16 protein-coding genes are annotated in these 23,109 nt (G+C 61.1%); 8 read left to right on the top strand and 8 right to left on the bottom strand.

Annotated elements, in window-relative coordinates; genetic code table 11:
* Nucleotides 1-9 precede the first annotated feature (9 nt).
* The gene (locus LG376_RS04770) at nt 10-1,164 is read left to right on the top strand and encodes a DUF3068 domain-containing protein (protein WP_225746319.1); all 1,155 of its coding nucleotides are present in this window, start codon (nt 10-12) and stop codon (nt 1,162-1,164) included.
* A gap of 34 nt (nt 1,165-1,198) precedes the next feature.
* On the top strand, nt 1,199-2,572 hold the full coding sequence (locus tag LG376_RS04765) for a hypothetical protein (RefSeq protein WP_225746318.1): 1,374 nt from the start codon (nt 1,199-1,201) through the stop codon (nt 2,570-2,572).
* On the opposite strand, the gene LG376_RS04760 is transcribed toward LG376_RS04765, so the two are convergent.
* Entirely contained in the window at nt 2,487-3,596 is a 1,110-nt protein-coding gene (locus LG376_RS04760; RefSeq protein WP_198492168.1) for a glycosyltransferase family 4 protein, read from the bottom strand. The two genes, LG376_RS04765 and LG376_RS04760, sit on opposite strands and share 86 nt — an antisense overlap.
* Before the next feature lie 24 nt (nt 3,597-3,620).
* Between LG376_RS04760 and LG376_RS04755 the strand changes: the two genes are divergently transcribed.
* Complete coding sequence (locus LG376_RS04755) at nt 3,621-4,364, top strand: bifunctional 2-polyprenyl-6-hydroxyphenol methylase/3-demethylubiquinol 3-O-methyltransferase UbiG (protein WP_225746317.1); 744 nt, start codon at nt 3,621-3,623, stop codon at nt 4,362-4,364.
* A 45-nt stretch (nt 4,365-4,409) separates the two neighbouring features.
* Here the strand turns inward: LG376_RS04755 and LG376_RS04750 are convergent, their stop codons facing one another.
* The gene (locus LG376_RS04750; RefSeq protein ID WP_225746316.1) at nt 4,410-6,233 is read right to left on the bottom strand and encodes a phosphoenolpyruvate carboxykinase (GTP); all 1,824 of its coding nucleotides are present in this window, start codon (nt 6,231-6,233) and stop codon (nt 4,410-4,412) included.
* Between the two features lie 349 nt (nt 6,234-6,582).
* Between LG376_RS04750 and trmB the strand changes: the two genes are divergently transcribed.
* From trmB to LG376_RS04725, 5 genes are read left to right on the top strand one after another with little or no spacing between them, the layout of a single operon-like run.
* Nucleotides 6,583-7,359: a tRNA (guanosine(46)-N7)-methyltransferase TrmB gene (trmB, locus tag LG376_RS04745; RefSeq protein WP_225746315.1), complete on the top strand. Its 777-nt coding sequence runs from the start codon at nt 6,583-6,585 to the stop codon at nt 7,357-7,359.
* The gene (locus LG376_RS04740; RefSeq protein WP_005325427.1) at nt 7,360-7,953 is read left to right on the top strand and encodes an NYN domain-containing protein; all 594 of its coding nucleotides are present in this window, start codon (nt 7,360-7,362) and stop codon (nt 7,951-7,953) included.
* A 12-nt stretch (nt 7,954-7,965) separates the two neighbouring features.
* On the top strand, nt 7,966-10,119 hold the full coding sequence (locus LG376_RS04735; RefSeq protein ID WP_225746314.1) for an MMPL family transporter: 2,154 nt from the start codon (nt 7,966-7,968) through the stop codon (nt 10,117-10,119).
* Complete coding sequence (locus tag LG376_RS04730; RefSeq protein WP_225746313.1) at nt 10,120-11,136, top strand: YbhN family protein; 1,017 nt, start codon at nt 10,120-10,122, stop codon at nt 11,134-11,136.
* Entirely contained in the window at nt 11,133-11,462 is a 330-nt protein-coding gene (locus LG376_RS04725) for a DUF3054 domain-containing protein (RefSeq protein WP_225746312.1), read from the top strand. The genes LG376_RS04730 and LG376_RS04725 overlap by 4 nt, the downstream gene beginning before the upstream one ends.
* A gap of 188 nt (nt 11,463-11,650) precedes the next feature.
* On the opposite strand, the gene LG376_RS04720 is transcribed toward LG376_RS04725, so the two are convergent.
* From LG376_RS04720 to LG376_RS04695, 6 genes are all read right to left on the bottom strand, one after another.
* Nucleotides 11,651-13,207: an acyl-CoA carboxylase subunit beta gene (locus LG376_RS04720; RefSeq protein ID WP_225746311.1), complete on the bottom strand. Its 1,557-nt coding sequence runs from the start codon at nt 13,205-13,207 to the stop codon at nt 11,651-11,653.
* On the bottom strand, nt 13,182-17,888 hold the full coding sequence (locus LG376_RS04715; RefSeq protein WP_225746310.1) for a type I polyketide synthase: 4,707 nt from the start codon (nt 17,886-17,888) through the stop codon (nt 13,182-13,184). Before LG376_RS04715 ends, LG376_RS04720 begins: the two co-directional genes overlap by 26 nt.
* A gap of 79 nt (nt 17,889-17,967) precedes the next feature.
* Nucleotides 17,968-19,680: an AMP-binding protein gene (locus tag LG376_RS04710; RefSeq protein WP_225746309.1), complete on the bottom strand. Its 1,713-nt coding sequence runs from the start codon at nt 19,678-19,680 to the stop codon at nt 17,968-17,970.
* A gap of 59 nt (nt 19,681-19,739) precedes the next feature.
* Nucleotides 19,740-20,654 carry a cutinase family protein gene (locus tag LG376_RS04705; RefSeq protein ID WP_225746308.1) on the bottom strand — a complete coding sequence of 305 codons (915 nt, stop codon included), beginning with the start codon at nt 20,652-20,654 and terminating at the stop codon, nt 19,740-19,742.
* Nucleotides 20,655-20,676: 22 nt separating this feature from the next.
* Entirely contained in the window at nt 20,677-21,108 is a 432-nt protein-coding gene (locus tag LG376_RS04700) for a hypothetical protein (RefSeq protein WP_225746307.1), read from the bottom strand.
* A gap of 2 nt (nt 21,109-21,110) precedes the next feature.
* Nucleotides 21,111-23,057 carry an alpha/beta hydrolase-fold protein gene (locus LG376_RS04695; protein ID WP_225746306.1) on the bottom strand — a complete coding sequence of 649 codons (1,947 nt, stop codon included), beginning with the start codon at nt 23,055-23,057 and terminating at the stop codon, nt 21,111-21,113.
* Nucleotides 23,058-23,109 lie beyond the last annotated feature (52 nt).

Below are 23,109 nucleotides of genomic sequence, written 5' to 3'. Positions count from 1 at the left end.
ATTACTGCAATGAAACGCTACCTTTGGCCACGCTCGCCACTGGCGTGGGTTGTCATTGCCGCCGTCATTTTCTTGGTGCTGGGCACCGTGGTGCCGCCGCTGTATAACAACCAGACCCGGCCGCTGGCCTTCGACCAAAACATCAACACAGTCACCGCCCCATCGGCCGGTGTGTGGATGGAAGCGCCCGAGTTCATCGCCGGGGCCAAAGCCATTGGCGATAGCAAAGACCCGCAATGCCAAGAAAAGCAGGCGCCCATGTGGTGCTACCTGCACCACGACCTGCTTACTATCGAGCGCAATACCACCACCTCTGAGGTAGCAGAAGACGATGCGCTCGCTAACTCCGATTCGCTCTCTCGCCTGCTCGCCGGCGATACTCCCCTTGCCCAAATCACGGAGCATTCCGTGTTGAACCGCGAGTCCACCTACCCGGTTGCCGCGCCAAAGGATAAATGGAGATTTGTCCTACCGGCGCTGGATACCGGCATGGCCCGCACCGACTTCGAGCGCGATGGAATCAACTACTTCTTTCCCTCCGGTACCGAGCAGCGCTCCTATCCGTTTTTCGATCTAGCGACGCAATCCTCCACGGCGGTGGACTTCACCACGACGGAAAAGCTCGATGGTATCCCTACCTATTCTTTCCACCACGATATCCAGCCCATTTCCTTGGCTGATATGCGCAAAAGCATTACCACCGAGGTCGATACCGGCACCGGCGATAAGCAACTAGCGGCCGAGGATTTCCGTATCTCCGGGCCAGCGAAGCGGTTCTACGACGCCGAATCGCGCGAGCTCCTCGGCCTGGATGCCACTGACCGGGTCACGGTGGAGCCCTTCTACACCATCGGCCGCGATATCTCCGTCGAACCTACCACCGGCACCATGGTGGACCTGCGGGAGAACATCAAGATCTTCTTCGCGGCGGACGAAAAGCAGGCCGGCACCATGGTGGCGAATGGCGATACGGAGGACCGCTCCATCTTTGCCGCCGATCTGCGCTGGTCCGATGAGACCCGCGCGGAGCGCCTTGATGAGGTGCGCCCGGTCATTCGCACCATTCGCGCCTTGATGGTGGTCGGCTGGGCCGGCAAGGCCATCGGCGTTGGTCTATTGCTCTGTGCCGCCTATATGTACATGCGCCGACACCGTGAAGGCTAAGCGTCTTTTACTTCTTAGCTGGGGCGCCCTCCTTGTGGCCGCGGTGTGCTGGCCCTTTGCCTTGCCCGGCGAGTTCTTGTGGCGCGATATGGCGTTGCTTGACCATCCGGCGCTTTCCCCTTCTGCCTTTGGTGACGGCAGTCTGCCCGCCCGCAATGCACCGCAAGATGGTTTCCTTGCTCTCGTGGGCGGCGCGTGGGCGGCACGGGTGCTCATTTTTGCTGCCGCCGCGTCCTCCGCGCTCACCGCGGCGCGCTGGGCACGCTCTACAGTCGCCGCGGTGAGCGCGATGGCGGTGGCGGTGGCCAATCCCTTCGTCATCGAGCGTCTCCTGCAGGGCCAGTGGTCGCTTGCGGTGGCTGCGTGGCTGCTGCCGGTCATCGCGTGGGCAGGAAGAAGGCACAGCTGGGTGGGGTGGCTGGCTATGTGGGGAGCTTCGCTTACCCCTACGGGTGGTCTCTTTGCCGTGGTGACCGCGGCGGTGACCTGCCGCAAGCGGGTAGCGCTCGGCGGCGTGGTCTTGTGTTTGCCGTGGGCCGTTCCGGGCATGTTCCATCCCGCCGCGCCCGGCGATACCGCAGCGGCGGTGGCCGCGTTTGGCCCGCGGGCAGAAGACTACGTCGGCACTGCGGGCGCGCTGCTGCGGCTCGGCGGCATCTGGAATGCGGAGGCGGCCATCGGGTTCGCCGTGTGCGGCGTCATCGTGGCGGTCATCGCCGTACTCGGGGCGTGGCGGGTTCCCGCGCGGTTGAGCATCCTCGCAGCGATTGGTCTCGGCGGGGCGATATTCTTCTGGCTGGTTCCCGGTGCTCTGGTGTGGTTCATCGATCACGTACCGGGGGCGGCGCTGCTGCGCGATAGCGGAAAACTGACCATGCTGGCGTTGCCGCTCTATGTGGCCTCGCTAGGGGCGCTGCCGAATCTGCCGGCAGCACTGGCAACCGTGGCTGCAATCGTGCAGCTGCTGCCTGTTCCGGGACGACTCGCGGTGCTCGCGCCGCGGGATACGGGGATAGACGAGCAGTTGGTGCGCGCGATTGACGGCCGCGTGGCCTTCTTCCCAGAACGCGCCAACCTCGTGGAAGTTCCCGGCGGCGTGGCTGTCGACCCCTACTCCAAGGCGGTGGCCATGGTGGAATCGGGGGAATTAAGCGTAGACGGGACCGTGGTGGACCAAGCCTCGCCGCGATACCGGGCGGCGCTGCGCGCGTGGAAAGAGCACGATGTGGACCGACTGGCCGAGCTCGGCGTCGGTGTAGTCGTGGTGGACGGTGCCATAGCCGTGGAAACGGGCGCGCCGCGGCCGCAGGTTCCGTGGGCGCTTACTGCGCTGTGGATGGCGTGTCCGCTACTAGCCCTTGCAGCAATTCCGCGAACTGCTCGCCGGTCTTCTCCCACGAAAAGCTAGCGGCAAAATCCCGCGCGTTGGAGCCAAGGGTGCGGCGAAGGGGGGCGTCGGCAAGCAGCTGCTTAGTGGCCGCCACGAAGTCCTCTTCGCGCTCTACCAGGATGCCGGTCTTGCCGTTGATAACGCTGTCACGCAGGCCAAACGTATAACCTACAGTGGGAACTCCATGTTGGGCCGCCTCCATTACTGCCAGACCCCACCCCTCTTTACGCGAGGGCATCAGCAAGGCATCGGCACGGGCCAGCAAAGCGTGCTTATAGTCCTCGGTCACCTGGCCGCGGAAGCGCACGCGATCGCTTACCCCATGCTCCTCGGCATAGGAACGCAGGTTAGCCTCCCACCAGCCGGAGCCGATGACGTCCAGGACCGCGCCCGGGGTCTGCGCCACTGTATCCATGGCATGCTCGATCTGCTTATGCGGCACTAGGCGCGAGAGCGTGACTAGGTGCACCTCGGCCTCTCGTTCCAGGGAAGGAACGTGGTCCGGAACGGGGTCCAGGCCATTGGCGATGATGTGCGCGCCCTTAATGCCCAGCGCCTCTAAATCCTCACGAGAGGCCTCAGACACGGTCACATAAGGTGCGCCGCGGTAGACGCGCGGGGCCACTCGGGACTCGAGGAACCAACCGAGCCGCCCGAGGAGAGGGCCCGCTACCGGCCATTGCTCGCGGTGGCAATGGTGAGTAAGCAGCACCGTCGGCGCCCCGGACACCAGGCGAGCGAAGAAGGGGATGCCGTTTTGGGTATCGATTACCGCATCCACCCCGCGCAGGTCTCCCACCCCCAGGCGGCCGGCCAGCATCGCCGCCCAGGCACGCGGATATACGCCGAATTTGGCGCCTCCGCGGCTATAGCGCACGCCGTCGCGCACCTCGCGGTGGGCGGCATTCATGTGCTTGGAGGTGCGAAAGACCACCTCGTGGCCTTGGGATGCTAAGTACTCGCCCACGCGCTCCAAGTAGCGCTCCGAACCACCGCCTTGTGGGTGGGTGGAATCGCGCCAGCATAGTAAAAGAATCTTCATCGTGAGGTATTAGCCTAGTGGGTTATGAGACATACCCGTGAGATGGCCACGCTCCGCCGCTCCATTCAGCTACTGCGTTCCTTCCGCTTTGAGCAGACGCGCCCGGAGATTTTCTACGGCGGGCTCGCGGAGGATACGGCCGCGCTGGTTGATAACCTCGGCCGCGACTTGGGCGTGGAGCTTTTCGGAGCACGGGTGCTCGATGTCGGCGGCGGTCCAGGCTATTTTGCGGACGCCTTTTCTCGGCGCGGCGCCCGCTATGTGGGATTGGAGCCGGATGCCGGCGAGATGTCTGCGGCCGGCATCCACCTGAGCAATTCCGTGCGCGGTGATGGCACCAACCTGCCCTTTGCCGATAATTCCTTTGACGTGGTCTATTCCTCCAACGTGGCCGAGCACATCCCCAATCCCTGGGATATGGGCGAGGAGATGCTGCGTGTGACCCGCCCCGGTGGTCTCACCATCCTGAGTTACACGGTGTGGCTGGGCCCCTTTGGCGGCCACGAGACCGGCCTGTGGGAGCACTATGTGGGCGGCGAGTTTGCCCGCGATCGCTATACCCGGTGCCACGGCCATCCGCCCAAGAATGTCTTTGGCACTTCGCTTTTCGACGTCCCCTGTTCCGCCGGCCTTGCCTGGGCACAGCGCACCGGCGCGCTCAAACTCGCTTTCCCCCGCTACCATCCCAGCTGGGCATGGTGGCTCACCCGCGTGCCAGGGGTGCGGGAATTTGCGGTGTCTAACCTGACGTTGGTGTTACAAAAGTAGCCCCCAGCAACGCCGACGTCGCTGGGGGCTAGCTGAGCCTAGTTTTTAAGAGGCGTTCTCTACGCGCTCCTTCAGGGCGTGGAACTGGTCCCACACCTCGGACGGCACGCGGGAGCCCAGGAAGTTGAGGTAGCTGGCGTTATCCTGCATATCGCCTTCCCAGTCCTCTGGGTTGACGGCAAGAGCGGCACGAACGTCCTCGATATCAAAGTCGATTCCCTCGAGGTCGATATCCTCGGCGCGAGCGGTGTGGCCCACGACGGTTTCCTCGGCCTCAACATTGCCCTCAATGCGGTCAATGATCCACTTGAGCACGCGGGAGTTCTCGCCGAAGCCCGGCCACAGGAAGCGGCCGTCGTCGCCACGGCGGAACCAGTTAACCAGGAAGATAGACGGCATGCGGTCGCCGCCCTTTTCACCCATATCGATCCAGTGCTGCAGGTAGTCACCGGCGTTGTAGCCCATGAACGGAAGCATAGCCATCGGATCGTGGCGCAGGGTGCCGACGCTGCCCTCTGCTGCAGCGGTCTGGCCAGAGGCCAGCAGGGCACCGATCATAGTACCGTGGTTCCAGTCAAAGGCCTGGGTTACCAGCGGAACGGTGGTCTTGCGGCGGCCGCCGAAGAGGATGGCGTCGATCTTCACGCCCTGCCAGTCATCGTACTCCGGAGCGGCGCTCGGGCACTGGGAAATCGGGACGCAGTAACGAGAGTTCGGGTGCGCAGCCTTAGTGGAGGAAGACGGAGTCCAATCCTGACCGGTCCAGTCGATGAGGTGCTCTGGTGCCTCCTTGGACATTTCCTCCCACCAGACATCGCCGTCGTCGGTAAGCGCAACGTTGGTGAAGATGGTGTTGCCCGGCTCCATGGTCTGCATGGCAATCGGGTTGGAGTCGTAGTTGGTGCCAGGGGCCACGCCAAAGAAACCATTTTCCGGGTTTACGGCATAAAGGCCGTCCTCGCGCAGGTGCAGCCAGGCAATATCGTCACCGACGACCTCAGCCTTCCAACCCGGAATGGTCGGGGTAATCATGGCCAGGTTGGTCTTGCCGCATGCCGAAGGGAAGGCGGCCGCAACGTGGTACTTCTTACCCTCTGGGTTGGTGAGCTTCAGGATGAGCATGTGCTCAGCCATCCAGCCTTCTTCCTTGGCCATGACAGAAGCGATGCGCAGCGCGTAGCACTTCTTCGCCAGGATGGCGTTGCCGCCGTATCCGGAGCCGTAGGACCAGATTTCCTTGGTTTCAGGGAACTGGGTGATGTACTTGGTGTCATTGCACGGCCACGCAACATCTTCCTGGCCCGGCTCTAGTGGGGCACCCACGGAGTGCAGGGCGTGGACGAAATCGCCGTCGGTACCAATCTTGTCCAAGGCTTCCGCACCCATACGGGTCATGATGCGCATGGAGAGCACCACATAGGCGGAGTCAGTCAGCTGCACGCCCAGCTTTGGTTCCGGATCGCTAATAGGGCCCATGCAGAAGGGAACCACGTACATGGTGCGGCCCTTCATGGAACCACGGAATGCCTCCGTCATTTCTTCCTTCATCGCAGCTGGCGGGGCCCAGTTATTGGTCGGGCCAGCGCCATCTTCATTCTCTGTACAGATGAAGGTGCGGGATTCCACACGGGCAACGTCGGAAGGATTGGAGCGAGCCAGGTAGGAATTAGGGCGCTTTTCCTCATTCAGCTTGATAAGCGTGCCCTTTTCCACCAGCTCTGCGGCCAAACGGTCAGCCTCGTCCTGGGAGCCGTCTACAAAGACCACCTGGTCAGGCTGGAAGAGCTCAACATTCTCGCTGATCCAGCCGATAAGCTTTTCGTTTTTAGTCGGTAGCTCTCCGACGAGCCCTGGGATAGTGGCGGTCATTAGTAATTCTCCTGAGGGTGGGTATGAAAATTGGGGAAATAAATCCCCAACTGTGCCTTTCACCTCAAGATTAACGTGCTTGTCCGAATAATTTGCGCAGATTTTGTCACACCGGTTATATCCACCGCGTTTACCAGAACTTCACCAAGCGCAACCACAGATACTGTGTTAAAAATCGCCTTTTCCCATCCCCCTGTCTGGGGGTCTATTACCCTCCCCAGCGGCAATCAAAACGATCATCTTCCACCCCCAACCGGGACCACTGGTTATACCCGGATTGACCTCGCCACACGTGACCCACGGCGCGGCGTATTGCTTGACAGGGCTAAGCAGGGAAAAATAGGCCGCAATGAATAACACAGATAACTCTCAAAACACCCGCGCTGGAGAAATGCCTCCAGGTCGCCCACCACAGACCGACTTCAATGCCGTATTCAACAACGAACTCGACTACCCACGCCTAGGCAACGTCACCTTCCGCCGCGGCACGCTGACCGAAAATCAGCATGAGCTTTTTGAAAAGCGCTGGCCAGAACTAGGCCGCACACTGGAAGACGAGGTCATTGACCTCGACGCCTGGTTTGGCCGCAGCGGCGCCAAGACCATCGTGGAAATCGGATCCGGCACGGGTACCTCTACCGCCGCCATGGCGCCGAAAGAAGCCGATACCAATATCATCGCCGTCGAACTCTACAAGCCGGGCTTGGCCAAGCTACTGGGCCAGATCGAGCGCGAGAGCATCGACAATATCCGCATGATTCGCGGCGATGGCATCGAGGTCATGGTGCGCATGTTTGCCCCGGAGTCCCTTGATGGCATCCGCGTCTTCTTCCCGGATCCCTGGCCAAAGGCCCGCCACCACAAGCGCCGAATCATCCAGTCGGGCACACTCAATCTTTTTGCTTCCCGCCTGAAGAAGGGCGGCGTGCTGCACGTTGCTACCGACCATGCCGGATACGCCGAGTGGATCGATGAGCTTGTGGACGTAGAGCCGAGCCTGGATTACAAGGGCTGGCCGTGGCCAGAGTGCCCGCAGTTGGTGGACCGTCAGGTCATCACCAAGTTTGAGGGCAAGGGCCTAGATAAAGAACACGTCATCACGGAGTATCTCTGGGAGAAGAAATAAATGAGCACCTACCTACTTGTCTGGGATGCGCCCAATATGGACATGGGCTTAGGCTCCCTGCTCGGTGGCCGCCCCACCGCCGCACACCGCCCGCGCTTCGACGCCATCGGCCGCTGGCTGGTACACCTTGCCCAGGACGTTGATGCGGAGCCACGCGCCGATGTCTTTACTAATGTCACCCCGGGCGGCGCCGATGTCATCCGCCCATGGGTAGAAGCCATCCGCAACGTGGGCTTCGGCGTTTTTGCCAAGCCCAAGATCCACGAAGATGATGACGTGGATCCGGATATGCTTGACCACATCGAAAGCCTCCGTGAGGATCTAGCCGGCGTGATTGTTGCCTCCGCCGATGGCCAGAATTTCCAGGAGCCTTTGGAAGAGCTCATCGCGGAAGGCCTTCCGGTGACGGTCCTCGGTTTCCATGAGCATGCCGCGTGGGCCGTAGGCCACGCAGATATCAATTTTGTGGACCTGGAAGATATCGAGGGTGTATTCCGCGAGCCGCTACCGCGCGTGAACCTGGATAACCTGCCCGAGGGTGGTGCATGGCTGCAGCCATTCCGTCCCCTGGCTGCGCTGCTTAATAACCGCTAGGAGGCTGCCCCAATGTTTGAAAAATGGGGACGTTTTTCCTATGCACACCGCCGGCTCATCCCCGCCGTCATCGTCGCCGCTATCCTTGCGCTCTTTATCGGCTTTGGTTTGCAGCTCGAAGACCGCATGAGCCAGGAGGGCTGGGAGGATCCCAATGCGGCGTCGACAAGCGCGGCCCAGATCGAGCAGGAAGCATTCGGCCGCGATAACTCCGGCGATGTCATCTTGCTCTTCCATTCCCCCGATGAGAACTTCGATGCTGCCAAGCAGCACTTGGCGCAGTTGAAATCGGAGTATCCGGACCAGATTGACTCGGTGACCAGCTACTTCGACACGAAGAACCCGAACCTGGTCAATGCTGATCACTCGCTGGCTTTCGCCGCTATCGGCCTGAAAGGCGATGATGAGCAGACGCTGAAGGATTTCCGCGCCATCGAGGGCGCTCTCACGGATACCACCGCACCGGTGGAGATTGCGGGTGCCACGGCGGTTGCTGATGCCTTGGATGAGGGAATGTCCCACGATATTTCCCGCGCCGAAAAGGCCGCCCTTCCACTGGTAGGTATTCTCCTGCTGGTGGTCTTTGGCTCCGTCGTCGCGGCCTGCATGCCGCTGGTGGTCGGCGGCCTCTCCATCTTGGGCTCTTTGGGCATCCTGTCCATCCTGGCCGGCTTCTCACAGGTCAATGTCTTTGCCCAGGCCGTCGTCACACTGCTGGGGCTTGGCCTAGCCATCGATTATGGACTCTTTATGGTCTCGCGCTTCCGCGAAGAGCTGGACAAGGGCCGCTCCACGGAGGAGGCGGTGGCCACCACCACCGCGACAGCCGGTCAAACTGTGGTTTTCTCCGCGGCCATGGTCGCCGTTGCGCTCTCCGGCCTCTTCCTCTTCCCCCAGGCCTTCCTGAAGTCCGTGGCCTATGGTTCCATTTCTGCGGTCGGCTTGGCCGCGCTCCTTTCGGTCACCGTGCTGCCGTCCATTTTTGGCATGCTCGGCCCCAAGATCGATACCTGGTCCGTGCGCCGTACCTCGCGGACGGCTCGCACTATTCAAGACACCTGGTGGTATAAGCTTCCGCGCTGGGCCATGCGGCATGCCCGCGGGCTGACCATCGCCGTGTGCGGCCTGCTCATCGCGCTTACCCTGCCCGTCATGAGCATCACCTTTGGCGGCATCAACGAGTCCTACCTGCCGCCCGACCAGAACACCCGCGTGGCTCAGGATAAATTCAACGAAGAATTCCCGGCCTTCCGCACGGAGCCGGTCAAGCTCGTGGTAGAAAATGCCTCGAACCAGCAGCTTGTCGACGTCGTCATGCAGGTCCGCGGCCTCGACGGCCTCACCGAGCCCATGGCGCCGACGACTGCCACCAAGGACGGCACTACCGTCCTTTCCGCCGGCATTGAAGACCGCGATGATTACGCGAAGATTGTGCACGAACTGGAAAAGGTCAAGGCCCCTGAGGGTGTGAACCTCTACGTGGGCGGTACTCCCGCCATGGAGGTGGAGTCCCTCGATGCACTCTTCCACACGCTGCCGTGGATGGCGCTCTACGTGGTGCTGGCTACATTCCTGCTCATGGCCCTTGTCTTCGGCTCCTTTGTACTGCCGCTCAAGGCCATTGTGATGACGTTGCTGACCTTGGGCGCAACGCTGGGCATCCTGACGTTAATGTTCGTTGCCGGCCTAGGCTCGGACATCCTCAACTTCACGCCCGGCCCGCTCATGAGCCCGATTTTGGTGCTCATCATCGCCATTGTCTACGGCCTGTCCACCGATTACGAGGTCTTTTTGGTCTCCCGCATGGTGGAGGCCCGCCGACGCGGCGCTTCCACCGACGAGTCTATTGCGGCCGGCACCGCGCATACCGGCGGCATTATTACCGCGGCGGCGCTCATCATGATCGTGGTCTCCGGCGCGTTCGGCTTCTCCGATATCGTGATGATGAAATACATTGCCTACGGCATGATTTTTGCCCTGCTTATCGACGCCACCATTGTCCGCATGCTCCTCGTTCCGGCCGTCATGCACTTGCTGCGCGAGGATAACTGGTGGGCCCCTAGCTGGCTGCGCCACGCCACCACCACTTTGACTGGCGGTGCGACGCACCGCGGCAAGACTGTTCCCTTCACTGAACTCAAAAAACGCCTCGAAGGGGGTAAGTAAGTGAAGAATTGGCTGCGCCTCATCGCCTCGTTCATCGTCCTGCTGGTCTTGGTTTATGTCTTCCGCGATGAGCTGGACTTCCTGCGCGAAGGCTTCTCGCGGCTGTCTCATTCCAACCCGGCCGCGATAGCACTGGTGATCCTCGCCTCCATCGTGGCGGTGCTCGCCATGGGCGAGGTCATGCGCTTGCTCATTCGAGCCGGCGGCATCAAGGTGCCGGCCGCAGAAACCGCAGCACTGACGTTGGCCGCTAATGCCTGGTCCACCACTCTTCCGGCCGGCCCGGCCTTTTCCGCCATCCTCACCTTCTACGTGCAGCGCACATGGGGCGCGTCCGTCATGCTGTGTGGCTGGTTCTTCGTGCTGTCCTCTGCAATTTCCACGATGTGGCTCGTGCTCATTGGCTTGGGCGGCGTGCTCTTTCTGAACGCGGATATGGCGCTCTGGTCCCTCATCGGCACCTTGGTGCTCATGCTGGCGCTTTCTGGCGGCCTCTTCTGGCTGACCAATCACCCGGATAAAATCATTCGCTGGCTCAACCGCCAGAAGTTCATTAAAGGCTCCAAGCGCGAGGCCCTCGTAGACCAGGTCAAGAATCTGGAAGAGGTACACCTTACCCGCCGCCAATTCGCCTGGGTATCCTTTTATTCCTTGGCCAACCGGCTGATCGATATGGTCTCGCTATGGGGCTGTGTGTGGGCCGTTACCGGCCACCTGCCAGCGCTGCACGCGGGCGAGGACACCACGACGATGGCCGGCGTGGCGCTGGCCTATCTCACCGCTAAGCTTGCCGGTTCCGCTCAGGTCACGCCGGCCGGCCTCGGTACGGTGGAAGCCGCGATCATCGCCACTCTTGTGGCCACGGGTATGACCGCGGTGGACGCTACCGGCGCGGCCATCATCTACCGCCTTATCTCCTTTGCCTTGATCACCATCATTGGCTGGCTAATCTACTTCTGGCACTATGCCCGCAAGGGCATTACCTACGCCGCCTTGAACCGAAAGGAAAACGCATGAGAATCGCCCCCGTAATCGATATCATCGCCCTGATGCTCTTCGCCGTGGCTGCCCGCCTCGCCCACGGCGGATTGAGCTTTTCCACCTGGGTAGATGCCTTTTGGCCCTGGGCCGTAGGCGCGCTTATCGGCTGGGTCATCATCCTGGCTACCAAAGCGCAAGGCAAGTGGAAGGAAGGCGGAATCGTCTGGCTGAGCACCGTCGTGGGCGGTATGGCGCTGTGGATGCTCGTCAACGGCCGCCTGCCGCACTGGAGCTTCCTTATCGTAGCGACGGTGATGTCCGCACTATTTTTCTTTGGCTGGCGGCTTTTCGCCCGCAAATAAAAATAAGGAGGGTTTAACCCTCCTTATTTTTTGCTCCACTTACTTGGAGATTACCGGTACGCCTGCCTGATTGAGAATATCAACGATGAAACCGATAAGTTCGCTGACGATATCCACAGCGCTAGACAAAATCATAAATAACTCCTTCACTAGGATTAGCTCTTTATATGCTATCCAAGCACAAGGCATTACATCGGCGCAATAGTGTGCTTCTTCGGCAGATCGCTTTCCTGCTTGGTGGCCAGTTGGCGCAGTGCCTGACGGAGCGCCAAGCGCGACTGATTCGGCTGAATCATCGCGTCTAGATAGCCGCGCTCGGCCGCAACATACGGAGCCGTCATGGTCTCATCGTAGAAGTCCATGAACATCTTCTTGGTCATCTCTCGCTGTTCCGGGGTCTCGGCTGCTTCTAGCTGCTTACCTGCAATCATCACCACGGCAGCGGCCGCACCCATCACGGCGATCTGCGCGGTCGGCCACGCCAGGTTGATATCACCGGTCAGGTTCTTCGAGCCCATCACCGCATAGGCACCGCCGTAGGCTTTGCGCACGATGAGCGAGACCTTCGGCACGGTGGCTTCCACCACGGCGAAGGCAAACTTGGCGCCGCGGTGGATAAGTCCCACCTTTTCCTGTTCCACGCCCGGCAGGTAGCCCGGGGTATCCACTACGAAGACCAGCGGAATATTATAGGCATCGCAGATGCGGATGAAGCGCGCGCCCTTATCGGCGGCGTCGGCATCAATGCAGCCCGCAAGGTGCATGGGGTTATTGGCCACAAAGCCAACGGTCTTGCCATCGATGCGACCGAAAGCGGTGATCATATTGGGCGCGAAGTTCTCCTGAATCTCAATGAGATCCTCGTCATCGCCCAACTGAGTCAACAAGTCCATCATGTCGTAGCCAGCATTGGTGTCATCCGGCATGAAGGCATTGAGCTCTTCGTCTTCGGCCACTTCGGCGTCGGCAGGCGCAGCAAACTCCGGCGCCTCATCAAAACAGGTCAGCGGCAGGTGATCGAGGAGATCGCGGACCATATCAAAGGCGTCGTCCTCGGAAGGGACGACCGCCGAGACATTACCGTTGAGCTCCTGCTGGCGAGCACCGCCCAGCTCGGCGGAGGTGATGTCCTCACCGGTAACCTCACGGATGACGTTCGGGCCGGTGACATACATTTCCGCTTCCTCGTCCACGGCAATGACAAAGTCCGTGGTCACGGGAGCATAGACGGCTCCACCGGCCGACTTGCCCATCATGATGGAAATCTGCGGGCTGCGGCCGGACAGCGGCAACTGGCGGCGGGCAATCTCGGAGTACATGGCCAGCGAGGTCACCGCATCTTGGATGCGGGCGCCGCCGGAGTCCTGGATACCGATGACCGGGCAGCCGATTTTGATGGCCATGTCCATGACCTCGGTGACCTTCTTACCAAAGGTCACGCCGACTGAGCCGCCGTAAACGGTTTTATCGTGGGCGTAGATACACACTGGGCGGCCGGAAATGCGGCCATAACCGGTGACCACGCCATCGGAATAAATGGCGTCAGGGTCACCCGGGGTCTTACCCAAGGAGCCGGTTTCGACGAAGGAACCCTCATCTAGCAATTCATCGATGCGTTGACGAGGCGTGGTGCGCCCAGCCTCGTCGCGGCGCTTGCGGGAGCGCTCACTGCCTGGGTCCTGCGCCTTGTCCAGACGCTCGCGCAGGTCAGCGAGTTTCTCAGCGGTTGTCTGCTTGGCCGCCACGTATCTTCTCCTCGATCCATTCGTCCATATGCTTGCCCACGATGCCGATGGCCGGCTCGTCGGGCACTGCAAGGTGATCACCTTGCAGCTGCACAATTTCTAGATCCTTAACGATAACTCCCCAACCGCCGTCGGGGTCAATCTCAGCGTAGCGCGGCTCCAGCTCAATCGCACCGTCGTGCATACGCTCGGAACGGAAAAGCAGAACCGGCACGGTGACATCGGCCCAGCGATGGAAGTCGATCTTGGCCAGAATCTGGTTATCCACGAAGGAAGCACGCTGGTGCTCCAGTACGCCGGCGGCAAGGCCGTGCTCAGAGGCGTCGGTAGTAGCGAGGAACTCCGCCAGCATGGTCATGAGCGCATCCTCGCCCATGGTCTCTAGCATCTCGTACGGCGGCTCGAAGTCCAGGCCGTAGGTCTTCTTAGCAAAGGCCGCGTAGCGCTCCCACCGGGCACGGGTTTCTTCCGGGGTATCCGGCGCTGGGTTCGACGGCTGGGTGGTATCCAGCAGCGCGATGAACGCCACATCCACCGAGTCTTGGCCGCGCTGGGTGCGCTGATGCAGCTGATAGGCCACCTCGTAGGCCAGCGCGCCACCGAAGGACCATCCGCCGAGCACGACCTTGCGGCCGCGAGCGTAGTGCAGGATGTCCTCGATATAAGCCTCAGCGCGCTCCTCCAGCGAGCCCTCAATGCGCTCCACGCCGTAGACTGCCACGTCCTCGGGCAGGCGGCGGGTCAGCGGCTGGTAGACCACAGTGGTGCCGCCAGCTGGGTGGAACATGAATACGGCAGGACCATTAGCCTCGCGCAGGACGCGGATATTGCCTTCTACCTCGGTCTCCAATCCTTCCCGGACGAGGTCGGCCAAAGTCTCTAGCGCCTCAGCCTCGTGGACCTGCTGGGCGGTGACCTCGATGCCGGCACGCTCGGTGAGGCGCTCGGCGATCTGGGTCGCTACCTCATCGCTTACCTCAGGCAGCGCCGAGGTAACGCCCGCCGCTGCCTTACCGGTAAAGGTGGCCCACGTACCAAAGACCATGCGCTCCGAGGCATCGCGCGGGGCAACGCCGACGCCCTGGCCGGGTTCGTCTTCTTCTGGTGCAGGAGTATCCGCAGAAGCAATGTCGCTGGTATCCACGCTGCCGCCGGCTACGGCCTCTTCCACCATAGCAATGACGTCGGCCAAAGAGGCGTCGCGAAGCGCCTGCACCTGCAGCGGCGGAATCTGGAAGTCATTTTCCACGCGGTTCTTAATGCGCATGCCCATCAGGGAATCCAGGCCCAAGTCAATGAGCGGCAGCTCGCGCGGTAGGTCAGAGACGTCGTAGCCCATGGATTCCGACACGATGAGCGCGAGGCGGTCTTCCACGGTTTCCTCCGCGGGATCCCAGCGCACGGCATCAACGTCTGCGGTTGCTGCAGGCTCGCTTTCAGGCACATCGGCCACGCCCGGGATGGGCGCCGCGCCCAAGTCCAAGGCGGAGGCAAAGCCTTCCGCCAAAAGCTCGGTCTGCGCACCCCGGACAGCGTAGACGGCCACGGACATGCCACCGATGGACTGGCTTACCACCGTGGTGACTTCACCGCGCGGTGGCAGGTCGGCGTGTTCCTCGGTGGCGATGATGCGCGCCCCAGGCTTGACAGCCTCGGCCGCGGCCTCCACGATGGCCAGCGCGGATGGCGCCTGGTCCGCATTGGTAGAGAAGGCAACCTTGCCCTCTGGCAGGTTGACGCGTGCGCCCGGCAGGCCGGATACGCCGGCCGACGGACGCGCGTTGGTCCAGAAGCGCTGGCGGTTGAACTGGGTATAGGGCGCCTCCACGCGCGCACCAGAGCCAAAGACCGCGCCAAAATCTACCGGCATGCCGGCAACATAAAGCTTGCTGAGCAGATCCAGCAAGGACTCGGTGGGATCTACCTTGCGCTTCAACGCATACAGCAGCTGTGCATCGGCCTTGCCCACGGCGAAGGCGGTGGACATGAGGCCCATCAGCGCTACCGGGTTCGGTGAGATTTCTACCAGCTGGGTGTGGCCAGCGTTGAAGGCCGCCTCGGTGGCATCCTGCAGGTAGACCGAGTGGCGAGTCATGCGCAGCCAATAGTCCTCATCGTGCACTGTGGTACCAGGGCGATAGACCTCACCCTTATCCACGGAGGAAAACAGCGGGGTGTGCAGCGGCTTAGCCTCCATGCCGGCGATGGCTGCATGCAGCTCGCCCAGGATGGGGTCCACGGCCGAAGTATGCCCGGCGGCCTTCACATTGAGCGCACGGGCGAACTTGCCCTCGCCGTCGAGCTTTTCCACCAGGTCCAGCACCTCTTGGCGGGGGCCGCCCACGGTGGTCATACCGGGTCCGGTATACACGGCGGGTTCGATATTGCCGTCGAGCGCGGCAATGTCCTCGGCCGAGAGCTCTACGACGGCCATGGCTCCTTGCTCGGCATCGCTTAGCGACGCCTCACCCTCACCCATCAGCCGCGCGCGGTGGCAGGCAATAACCATGGCGTCCTCTGCGGAGATGCCGCCTGCGGCATAGGCCGCTGCGATCTCGCCCATGGACATGCCCATCACGCCGGCTGGGCGCACGCCAAAGGAAGCGAGCAGGTCCGTCAATGCAATCTGAATGGCGGTGATGGCCACCTGGGCGGTCTCGGTGTCATAGGTTTGGGCGTCGTCGTTGACGATATCCAGGATGGACCAGCCGGACTCAAAGTCCACGATGGCATCCAGCTCTTCCAAGCGGGCCTTGAACTGCGGCGAGAGCGCAATCATGTCCTTGGCCATCTTGCGGTGCTGGGATCCGAAACCGGAGTAAACAAATACTGGCCCCGGAACGTGCGGGGAATCCGCCGCGGCAATGCCGACGGAGACCTTGCCTTCAGCTACCTGGCGCAGGCGCTTGACCGCTTCCTCGGTGGAGCTAGCCGTCACGACGGCGCGGGAGCGGGAGTGGTTGCGGCGGGCGACAGTTCGGGCGACGTCGACAAGCGCGGGCTTTTCCGCCTCAATGAAGTCTGCCAACAGGGCCGCAGCGCGTGCCCGGCGCGAAGGCAAAAGGCCGGATACCGGCAACGCGACCGTTTCGGTGGAAAGCTGCGGCGCGCGTTCGGCCGGGGCACCGCGGTAATCGGTGAGTACGACGTGTGCATTGGTGCCGCCGAAACCAAAGCCGGATACGCCAGCGACCTTGTGGCCGGAGTACTCGGGCCACTCGCGTGGATCCTCGACTACCTCGAGATGCTCGGCCTCGAAATCGATATAGCGGTTCGGCGCCGAGTAATTGATATTGGCCGGAATCACGTCATTGCGCATGGCCTGGATGACCTTAATGAGGCCTACCACACCCGCGGCGGATTCGGAGTGACCGATATTGGTCTTGGCCGAGCCGAGCAAAATAGGAGTATCGACCCCACGCCCCGCGCCGAGCACGCGGCCTAGGGCGGAGGCCTCGATCGGATCGCCCAGAATGGTGCCGGTGCCGTGGGCCTCGATATAGTCCACGTCCTGTGGATTTACGCCCGCATCAGCATAGGCGCGGCGCAGCACATCCTCCTGTGCCTCCGGGTTCGGGGCGGTCAGGCCATTGGAGTGGCCATCGGAGTTGACGGCCGAGCCCTTGATGACGGCGAGGATATCGTCGCCGTCCGCTTCCGCGTCCTCCAAGCGCTTGAGCACGAGGACGCCGGCGGCGTCGGCACGCACGATGCCATCGGCGTCATCCGAAAAGGCGTGAATGGCGCTCGTTGGAGAGGTAACGCCCAACTCCGAGAACGCCGTGGACGCATGCGGGGCGGCCAGAATATTCACGCCGCCGGCCAGCGCCACGTCCGCGCTTCCCGTGCGCAGATCCTTCATCGCCTGGTTCACCGCCACGAGGGAGGAGGAGCAGGCCGTATCCACGTTGATGGAAGGGCCGCGGAAATCCAAGGCATAGGAAATACGGTTGGCCACCACAGCAGAAGAAATGCCAGTTAGCGCATACGGGTGCATCTCGGCGGAATCCGCGCCGATGAGCATGCCGTAGTCATTATTGGTCGATCCCATATACACGCCGGTCTGCGTGCCACGCAGCTCATTGGCGGGAACACCAGCGTTTTCTAGCGCTTCCCACACCAGCTCCAATAGGATGCGTTGCTGCGGATCCATATTGGCCGCCTCAAGTGGGGACAGGCCAAAAAATTCCGCGTCAAAGGAGGCGATGTCTTCAAGGTAACCGCCATCGGTATTCTGCTGAGCGATCTTCTCACTCATGACCGGATCGGCGGAGTACTCGGACCACCGGCCCACTGGCAACGGGCCGGTGCCTGCGCGGGATTCCGCCAACATAGACCAGAACTCTTGGGCATTCTTGGCGCCCGGGAAGCGGCCGGAAAGACCAATGACCGCAACGTCGGATCCCTGCGCGATCCGCGGGGCGTGCTCTTCTGGTTGGGGCGCCGCAGGTGCGTTCAGCAGGCGGTCCGCCAGCAGCTCGATGGTGGGATACTCATATGCCACGGTGGCATCGAGGCGGGTGCCCAGAAGGTTTTCCAGCTCGCCGGATAGCACTACAGCATCCCGCGAGGAGAGGCCATAATTTTCCAAAGGCTTGGAATCTAGGATCTCTTCGGCGGAAACACCGGTGGCCTGGGCGACCCAGTCACGCAGCCATGCTCGCAGTTGCTCGATGGTCATAAAAAGGTCTTTCGTTACGGAAAAATACTAAATGGCGTAGGGGTATATCGCTATATTTCGTCACTTTGTTAGCGGTATATCAGAATCCCACATAATTCTTCTTGGCTACGCGGCGCGCAATCTTGCCGGAGGACGTGCGGTTGATTTCGCCGGGTGCCTTCCACACGATGTCATCCGGAGTGATGCCATGGTGGGCAGTGACCGCGGTGCGAATGGCCTCGGTTGCCTCGGCATCGCCGGACGGCTGCGCATCATCGGCTCGCTCCACCAGCAGGACGAGGGACTCAGAGTCATTGCCTTCCACGGAGAAGGCTGCGACGGAATCCGGGCGAACCTGCGTGGAAGCGGCTTGCACCGTGCCCTCAATATCCTGCGGATAATGGTTGCGTCCAGCAATGACGATGAGGTCCTTCAGTCGGCCGGTGATATACAGTTCCCCATCCACGATGGCCGCCAAATCTCCGGTGGCCATCCAGTAATCGTCTTCCGGCAGGCCATCCTGTTGACGCTCACCCAGGGTATTGCGGAAGGTCGCAGCGGTTTCCTCTGGGCGGTTGAGGTAGCCGGTGGCCATGTTGGGACCGTGGACCCAGATTTCTCCGATAACGCCGTCCTTTACCTCGGCGCGAGTTTCCGGATCCACAATGGCGAGGTGCTGGTGCGGAACGCACTGTCCATTGGAGGCGTAAGCGACGGTGTCATCGGATTTCTCCTCGATGACTGCACGACCTGCGGCTAGCTCCGCGCGGTTAAAGTGCGAGATAACCGGGCGCTTGTCAGTTTGCGGGGTAGACACAATAAGCGCCGCTTCTGCCAGACCATAGGACGGGCGCAGTACGGAACGGTCCACGCTGAAGGCTTCGAGGAAGGAGTCCACGGCCGATTCGGTCACCGGCTCGGAACCGATAATGATGCCGCCCACGTGCGAGAAATCTGCATCCTTGGCATGGCGAGCGGCGAGTTCCAAGGCAAAGTTCGGGATGGCGGCATAGGTGGCTTGCTTGCCCGCGGTGAGGCGCCGGACCCAGCGATCCGGGTGCTGGATGAAATCGCGCGGGGTCATCATCTCGAAGTCGAGGCCCAAAATGGTGACGAATACGGCAAGGATGATACCCATATCGTGGTGCATCGGCAGCCAAGAAACGATGCGGGCAGGCATCTGCAGCTGCAGTGCCTGGAAGATCTGCGCCACGTTGGTAATAATCGCGCGATTGGTGAGCTCCACGCCGGCCGGGGTGCGGGTGGAACCGGAAGTGTACTGCAGGAAGGCAGTGTCTTCTGCGGTTCCCTCCACAGGAGTCCAGGAGGAAGCCAAAGAATCAGGAAGGGCGTCGAGGGAAATGATGCGCGGGCGCTCGCGTTGAGCGGAAAAGTACGTGCGCACTGCCGCCGCCGATACGCGGTTAGTCACCACGATGGACGGTTCGCAGTCACCAAATACGGCCTTGAGGTGGTCCGAGTGCCCCGGTTCGTTGGGGTCATATAGCGGAATCGGCACCATGCCCGCATAAAGAGCACCCAAGAAGCCGAAGACGTATTCCGGTGAATTACCAGCCAAGATGGCCACACGGGTACCAGGCTCTGCCACCTGCTGCAGGCGCGCCGCCACCACTTTGATGCGGTTATTGACCTGTGCGCGGGTAAGCTCTCGGCAGGTTTCTTCCTCACCGTAGATCCACTGGCGCATCACCACGCGGTCTGGGTCGGTCTCCGCTTGGAAGAGATTCTCTGCCAACTGGGCCAAGGTGAACTCGGGCGCTAGAAACTGCCCCATCTGCGCTTTCAGATCCATCGATTCTCCTTAGGTAAATGGTTTCGGTAATAAAACTATCGGAGTTGGGGGAATGGTTGTTACGCGGCGTCGATAAGCTGGCGGGCCCAACCCACTACCCATTGGTTGGCAGTCGTTCCATCGATAACGCCACTATTGGAGGCGTATTGCGCATGCACGCCATTCGCGGCAATCAAACCCTGCGCGCGCTCTAGTGCATTGGTCACGTTTGGCGGGGCATCACAAACCGAATCATTGGGCGCGCAAATCTGGAAGGTGCGATCCGCGAGGCTACCGAACCCATTCTGGCGCGCACCACGCATGGAGGCACCCGGCACGATGGGCTGAACCAATCCGGATACCGGCTGAAGGGCAATTTCAGCACCAACACCACCCACCTTGCGGCCTGGGTTTTGCCCGACGCCATTTTGACGGCGGCCGTCCGCGATAAGGGCCACGCCTGCGATGGATTCCGCCGGCACCACACCCTGGCCGCCGCCAATCTCATCGGCAACGTCGCCGGCAATCACCGCACCCTGGGAAAAGCCGCTCAAAATAAATTTGGTAGCTGGGCAGCTTTGGTGAACGCTACGTAGCTCGTCATTCATCTTGGCGGTTCCCTCATTGCGGGAATCGTCGTAGCTCATCTCGTGCTGCGCATTAATATTTTTGAATTGCGCGGTATAGGGAAGGGTCCAGACCTTCACGTTCTCCCCGTAGGCCTCCTGCAGCGGCTTCGTAATAGACAGCATGAACGAGCGCGGGTTGGCAGAAGGATTAATGGGGTCGTCGTCAGCCGCAGACTCCCAGGTACCCGGGGCAGAAATGAACTCCACACGGGGGCACCACTCAGGCTGCTGCGGTTGCGGCGGCGCGGCCTGCTCCGTGGTGTGCGGAGCCGGGGAGTCTGTGCCTTGGTTGAGGTAACGCGACGCGCCCACGCCAATGACAGCTAAAACGACGAGGGCCGCGACAACGGTAATAGTTTTTCGCATGGATTAGTTGTACCAGCTAAACCTAGCAAATCCCTGAACGTGCGGAATCCTTGATGAGCTGGGAAAGCTCTTCGAAGCCCATCGTGGTGCGCTGCTGCTCGATGAGCTGGCCGGCAACCGCAGAAATGGTGACCTCATTCTCGTCACAGGCCGCTTTGCCGGCCCCAAGGAGCTGATCCTCTACGCCATCGACGTTAACGCCGGCGTCCTTGAACTTGTCCAAGTACTTGGCGTCCGGTTCCGGCACCTCAGCGGACGGGATTTCAGAGATCTCACGCGCACCGCGATCTTCTTGCGACTTAGAAGCGGAATTCTCCGAAGAGGAAGGGGCATCGGACTCCCGCTCGAGGGGCGCGATCTCGGTCTCTTGCGGCGGTTCGCTATCCACCGTGGCGGAATCGCAGCCCGCAAGACCCAAGCACAGCGCCGCGCCCACAACTACTAGCTTGCGCATAGCTACTTCTTCTCGGCCCGAACCTGGCCGAGGACCTCGCTGATCTTGCCGTGCTGGAATTCCTGGCTCACGCCACCAGCGGCAATCTCAGAATAGTCAGAAGTAGGCCAGCCGAACTCGCCTTGCTCCCAGCCAGCCTGGCCCCAGCGGTCCATGATCTTGCTCTTCAGAATGTAGTGCGCACCGGACTTCGGGGACCAGTAGATGCTGCCCTTCTCAAAGGTCTGGAAGAAGCCGCCGTTGACGGCGTTCTCACCGGACGTCGGGAAGCCGAGCGCAGATTCAGCGCCGCCCATGTCCTTGTACTTAGCGCCAATAGCACCGTGGACTACCTGGTTGGAGCCATCCGGGTTACGGGTCAGGATGCCATCCTGGAATTCCTGCATGTAGCCCTCGCCGACCTTCTTGACCGGGCCGGTCGGGTACTTCAGGTCGCCCTTTTCATAGCCGTTCTTGCCCCAGGCCTGGAACATATCGCCGGTAATCTCCCACGCACCGGTCTCCGGGGACCAGTAGATGGAGCCGTGCTCGAAGTGCACGAAGCGACCCTTGCCGTCCGGGGTCTTAGACTCGCCGGTCTTAGGGAAACCCAGCCAGGAGGTAGGCCCGCCGATTTCGGCGTAGCGGGCACCAATGCGGCCGAAGAGGGCGTGCGCACCGGTATCCGGGGACCAGTAAGCGGTACCAGACTCGAAGTCCTGGGCCTTGCCCTTCTTGGCGACGTCGTACTCGTTATTCAAGCAAGAGCCAATGACGCCGCTCTTGGTTTCCTTGGCGATTGCACCGATAGCCTCACAGTCCGCACCGCGATCAGCCTTGTCCATCTCGAGGGCATCTGCGATGTAGGGCCATGCCTGCTGCATCTCAAACTGCCAGTATTCCCAGCTGTGCACGCCGGATGGGCGGAACTTAACCACTGGGTCAATCTTGGCGCGCTTTGCGTAGTCCACATAGGTCTGGGTGGACATGCGGGAAATGACCTCCAAGCCCATACCGGCAAGGTTGGCCTGACCCTTGGCTACGGAGTTGGCGTTACCAAAGTCATCCTTGCCCGAGCCTGCAGAGACATAGACCTTCATGTCCTTCAGGTTTTCAATGCCCAGCTTCGGATCGTGGTCGATCCAGTTTTGGGAACCTGGCTCGCCCCACATCTTGCGGGAATCATAACCGCCGGCATCGCGCTGCGCAGCCATAATGGCTTCCGGCATGCCGCGCGTAGTGGTGTCCAGGTAACCGGAGAAGGAACCCACGAAGTTGAACAGGTGCGGGTTGCGCTCAGCCAAGTTCATCGCGGCCGTGCCGCCCATGGACAGGCCGGTGACCGCACGCTTGTGGTTCGAGCGGTACTCATGGTCCAAAATGGGGATCAATTCCTTGGTCAGGAAGGTCTCCCACATGTAGCGCTTACCGCGGTCTGCCTGCTCCCAGTCCGAGTAGAAGGAAGATTCGCCGCCTACCGGCATAACTAGGTTGACGTTACGGTCAGCGTACTGGTTCAAAATATTGGTCTCGATGGTCCAGCCGGACTCATCGTCACGCGCACGCAGTCCGTCGAGCGCCCATACCTCTGGGAACTTCTTTTCCGGGTGGGAGTACCAGTCACGAGCCAGCTGGATTTGCACCTTCTGCTCTTTATCCGGCATAGCTGCGGACTTGATGTAGACCATCAAGTGGCGGTTGGTCAGGTACTCCACGCGGTTGATCTTCACGCCCTCTGGCAGGCCCTTAACATCTGGGTATTCGGTGTTCAGCGGGGTGCGAGCGGGCGGCTCCTTCGGGGCGAAGTGATCGGACAGGCTGGAATCGCCGCCGATTGCGGAAGAGAGATCGCCTACGGAAGATTGTGCGGTGGCGTTTGGCAGCAGAGCCAAACCCACGGCAATAGCGGTAGGTACTGCGGCCACTGCAAGGCCCTTGCGAGCTTTGCTCGGGGAAGTGCTTTTGCGCATAGGTAAACGTCCTTGAAGATTTGCCGCGGTACCTTTCCGAGGGTTCCCCTCC

Source organism: Corynebacterium sp. Marseille-P4611 (genome assembly GCF_916618765.1).
GTDB lineage: Bacteria > Actinomycetota > Actinomycetes > Mycobacteriales > Mycobacteriaceae > Corynebacterium > Corynebacterium marquesiae.
The sequence above is the reverse complement of the archived record's forward strand: the minus strand, read 5'-3'. Positions and strand labels throughout refer to the sequence as shown.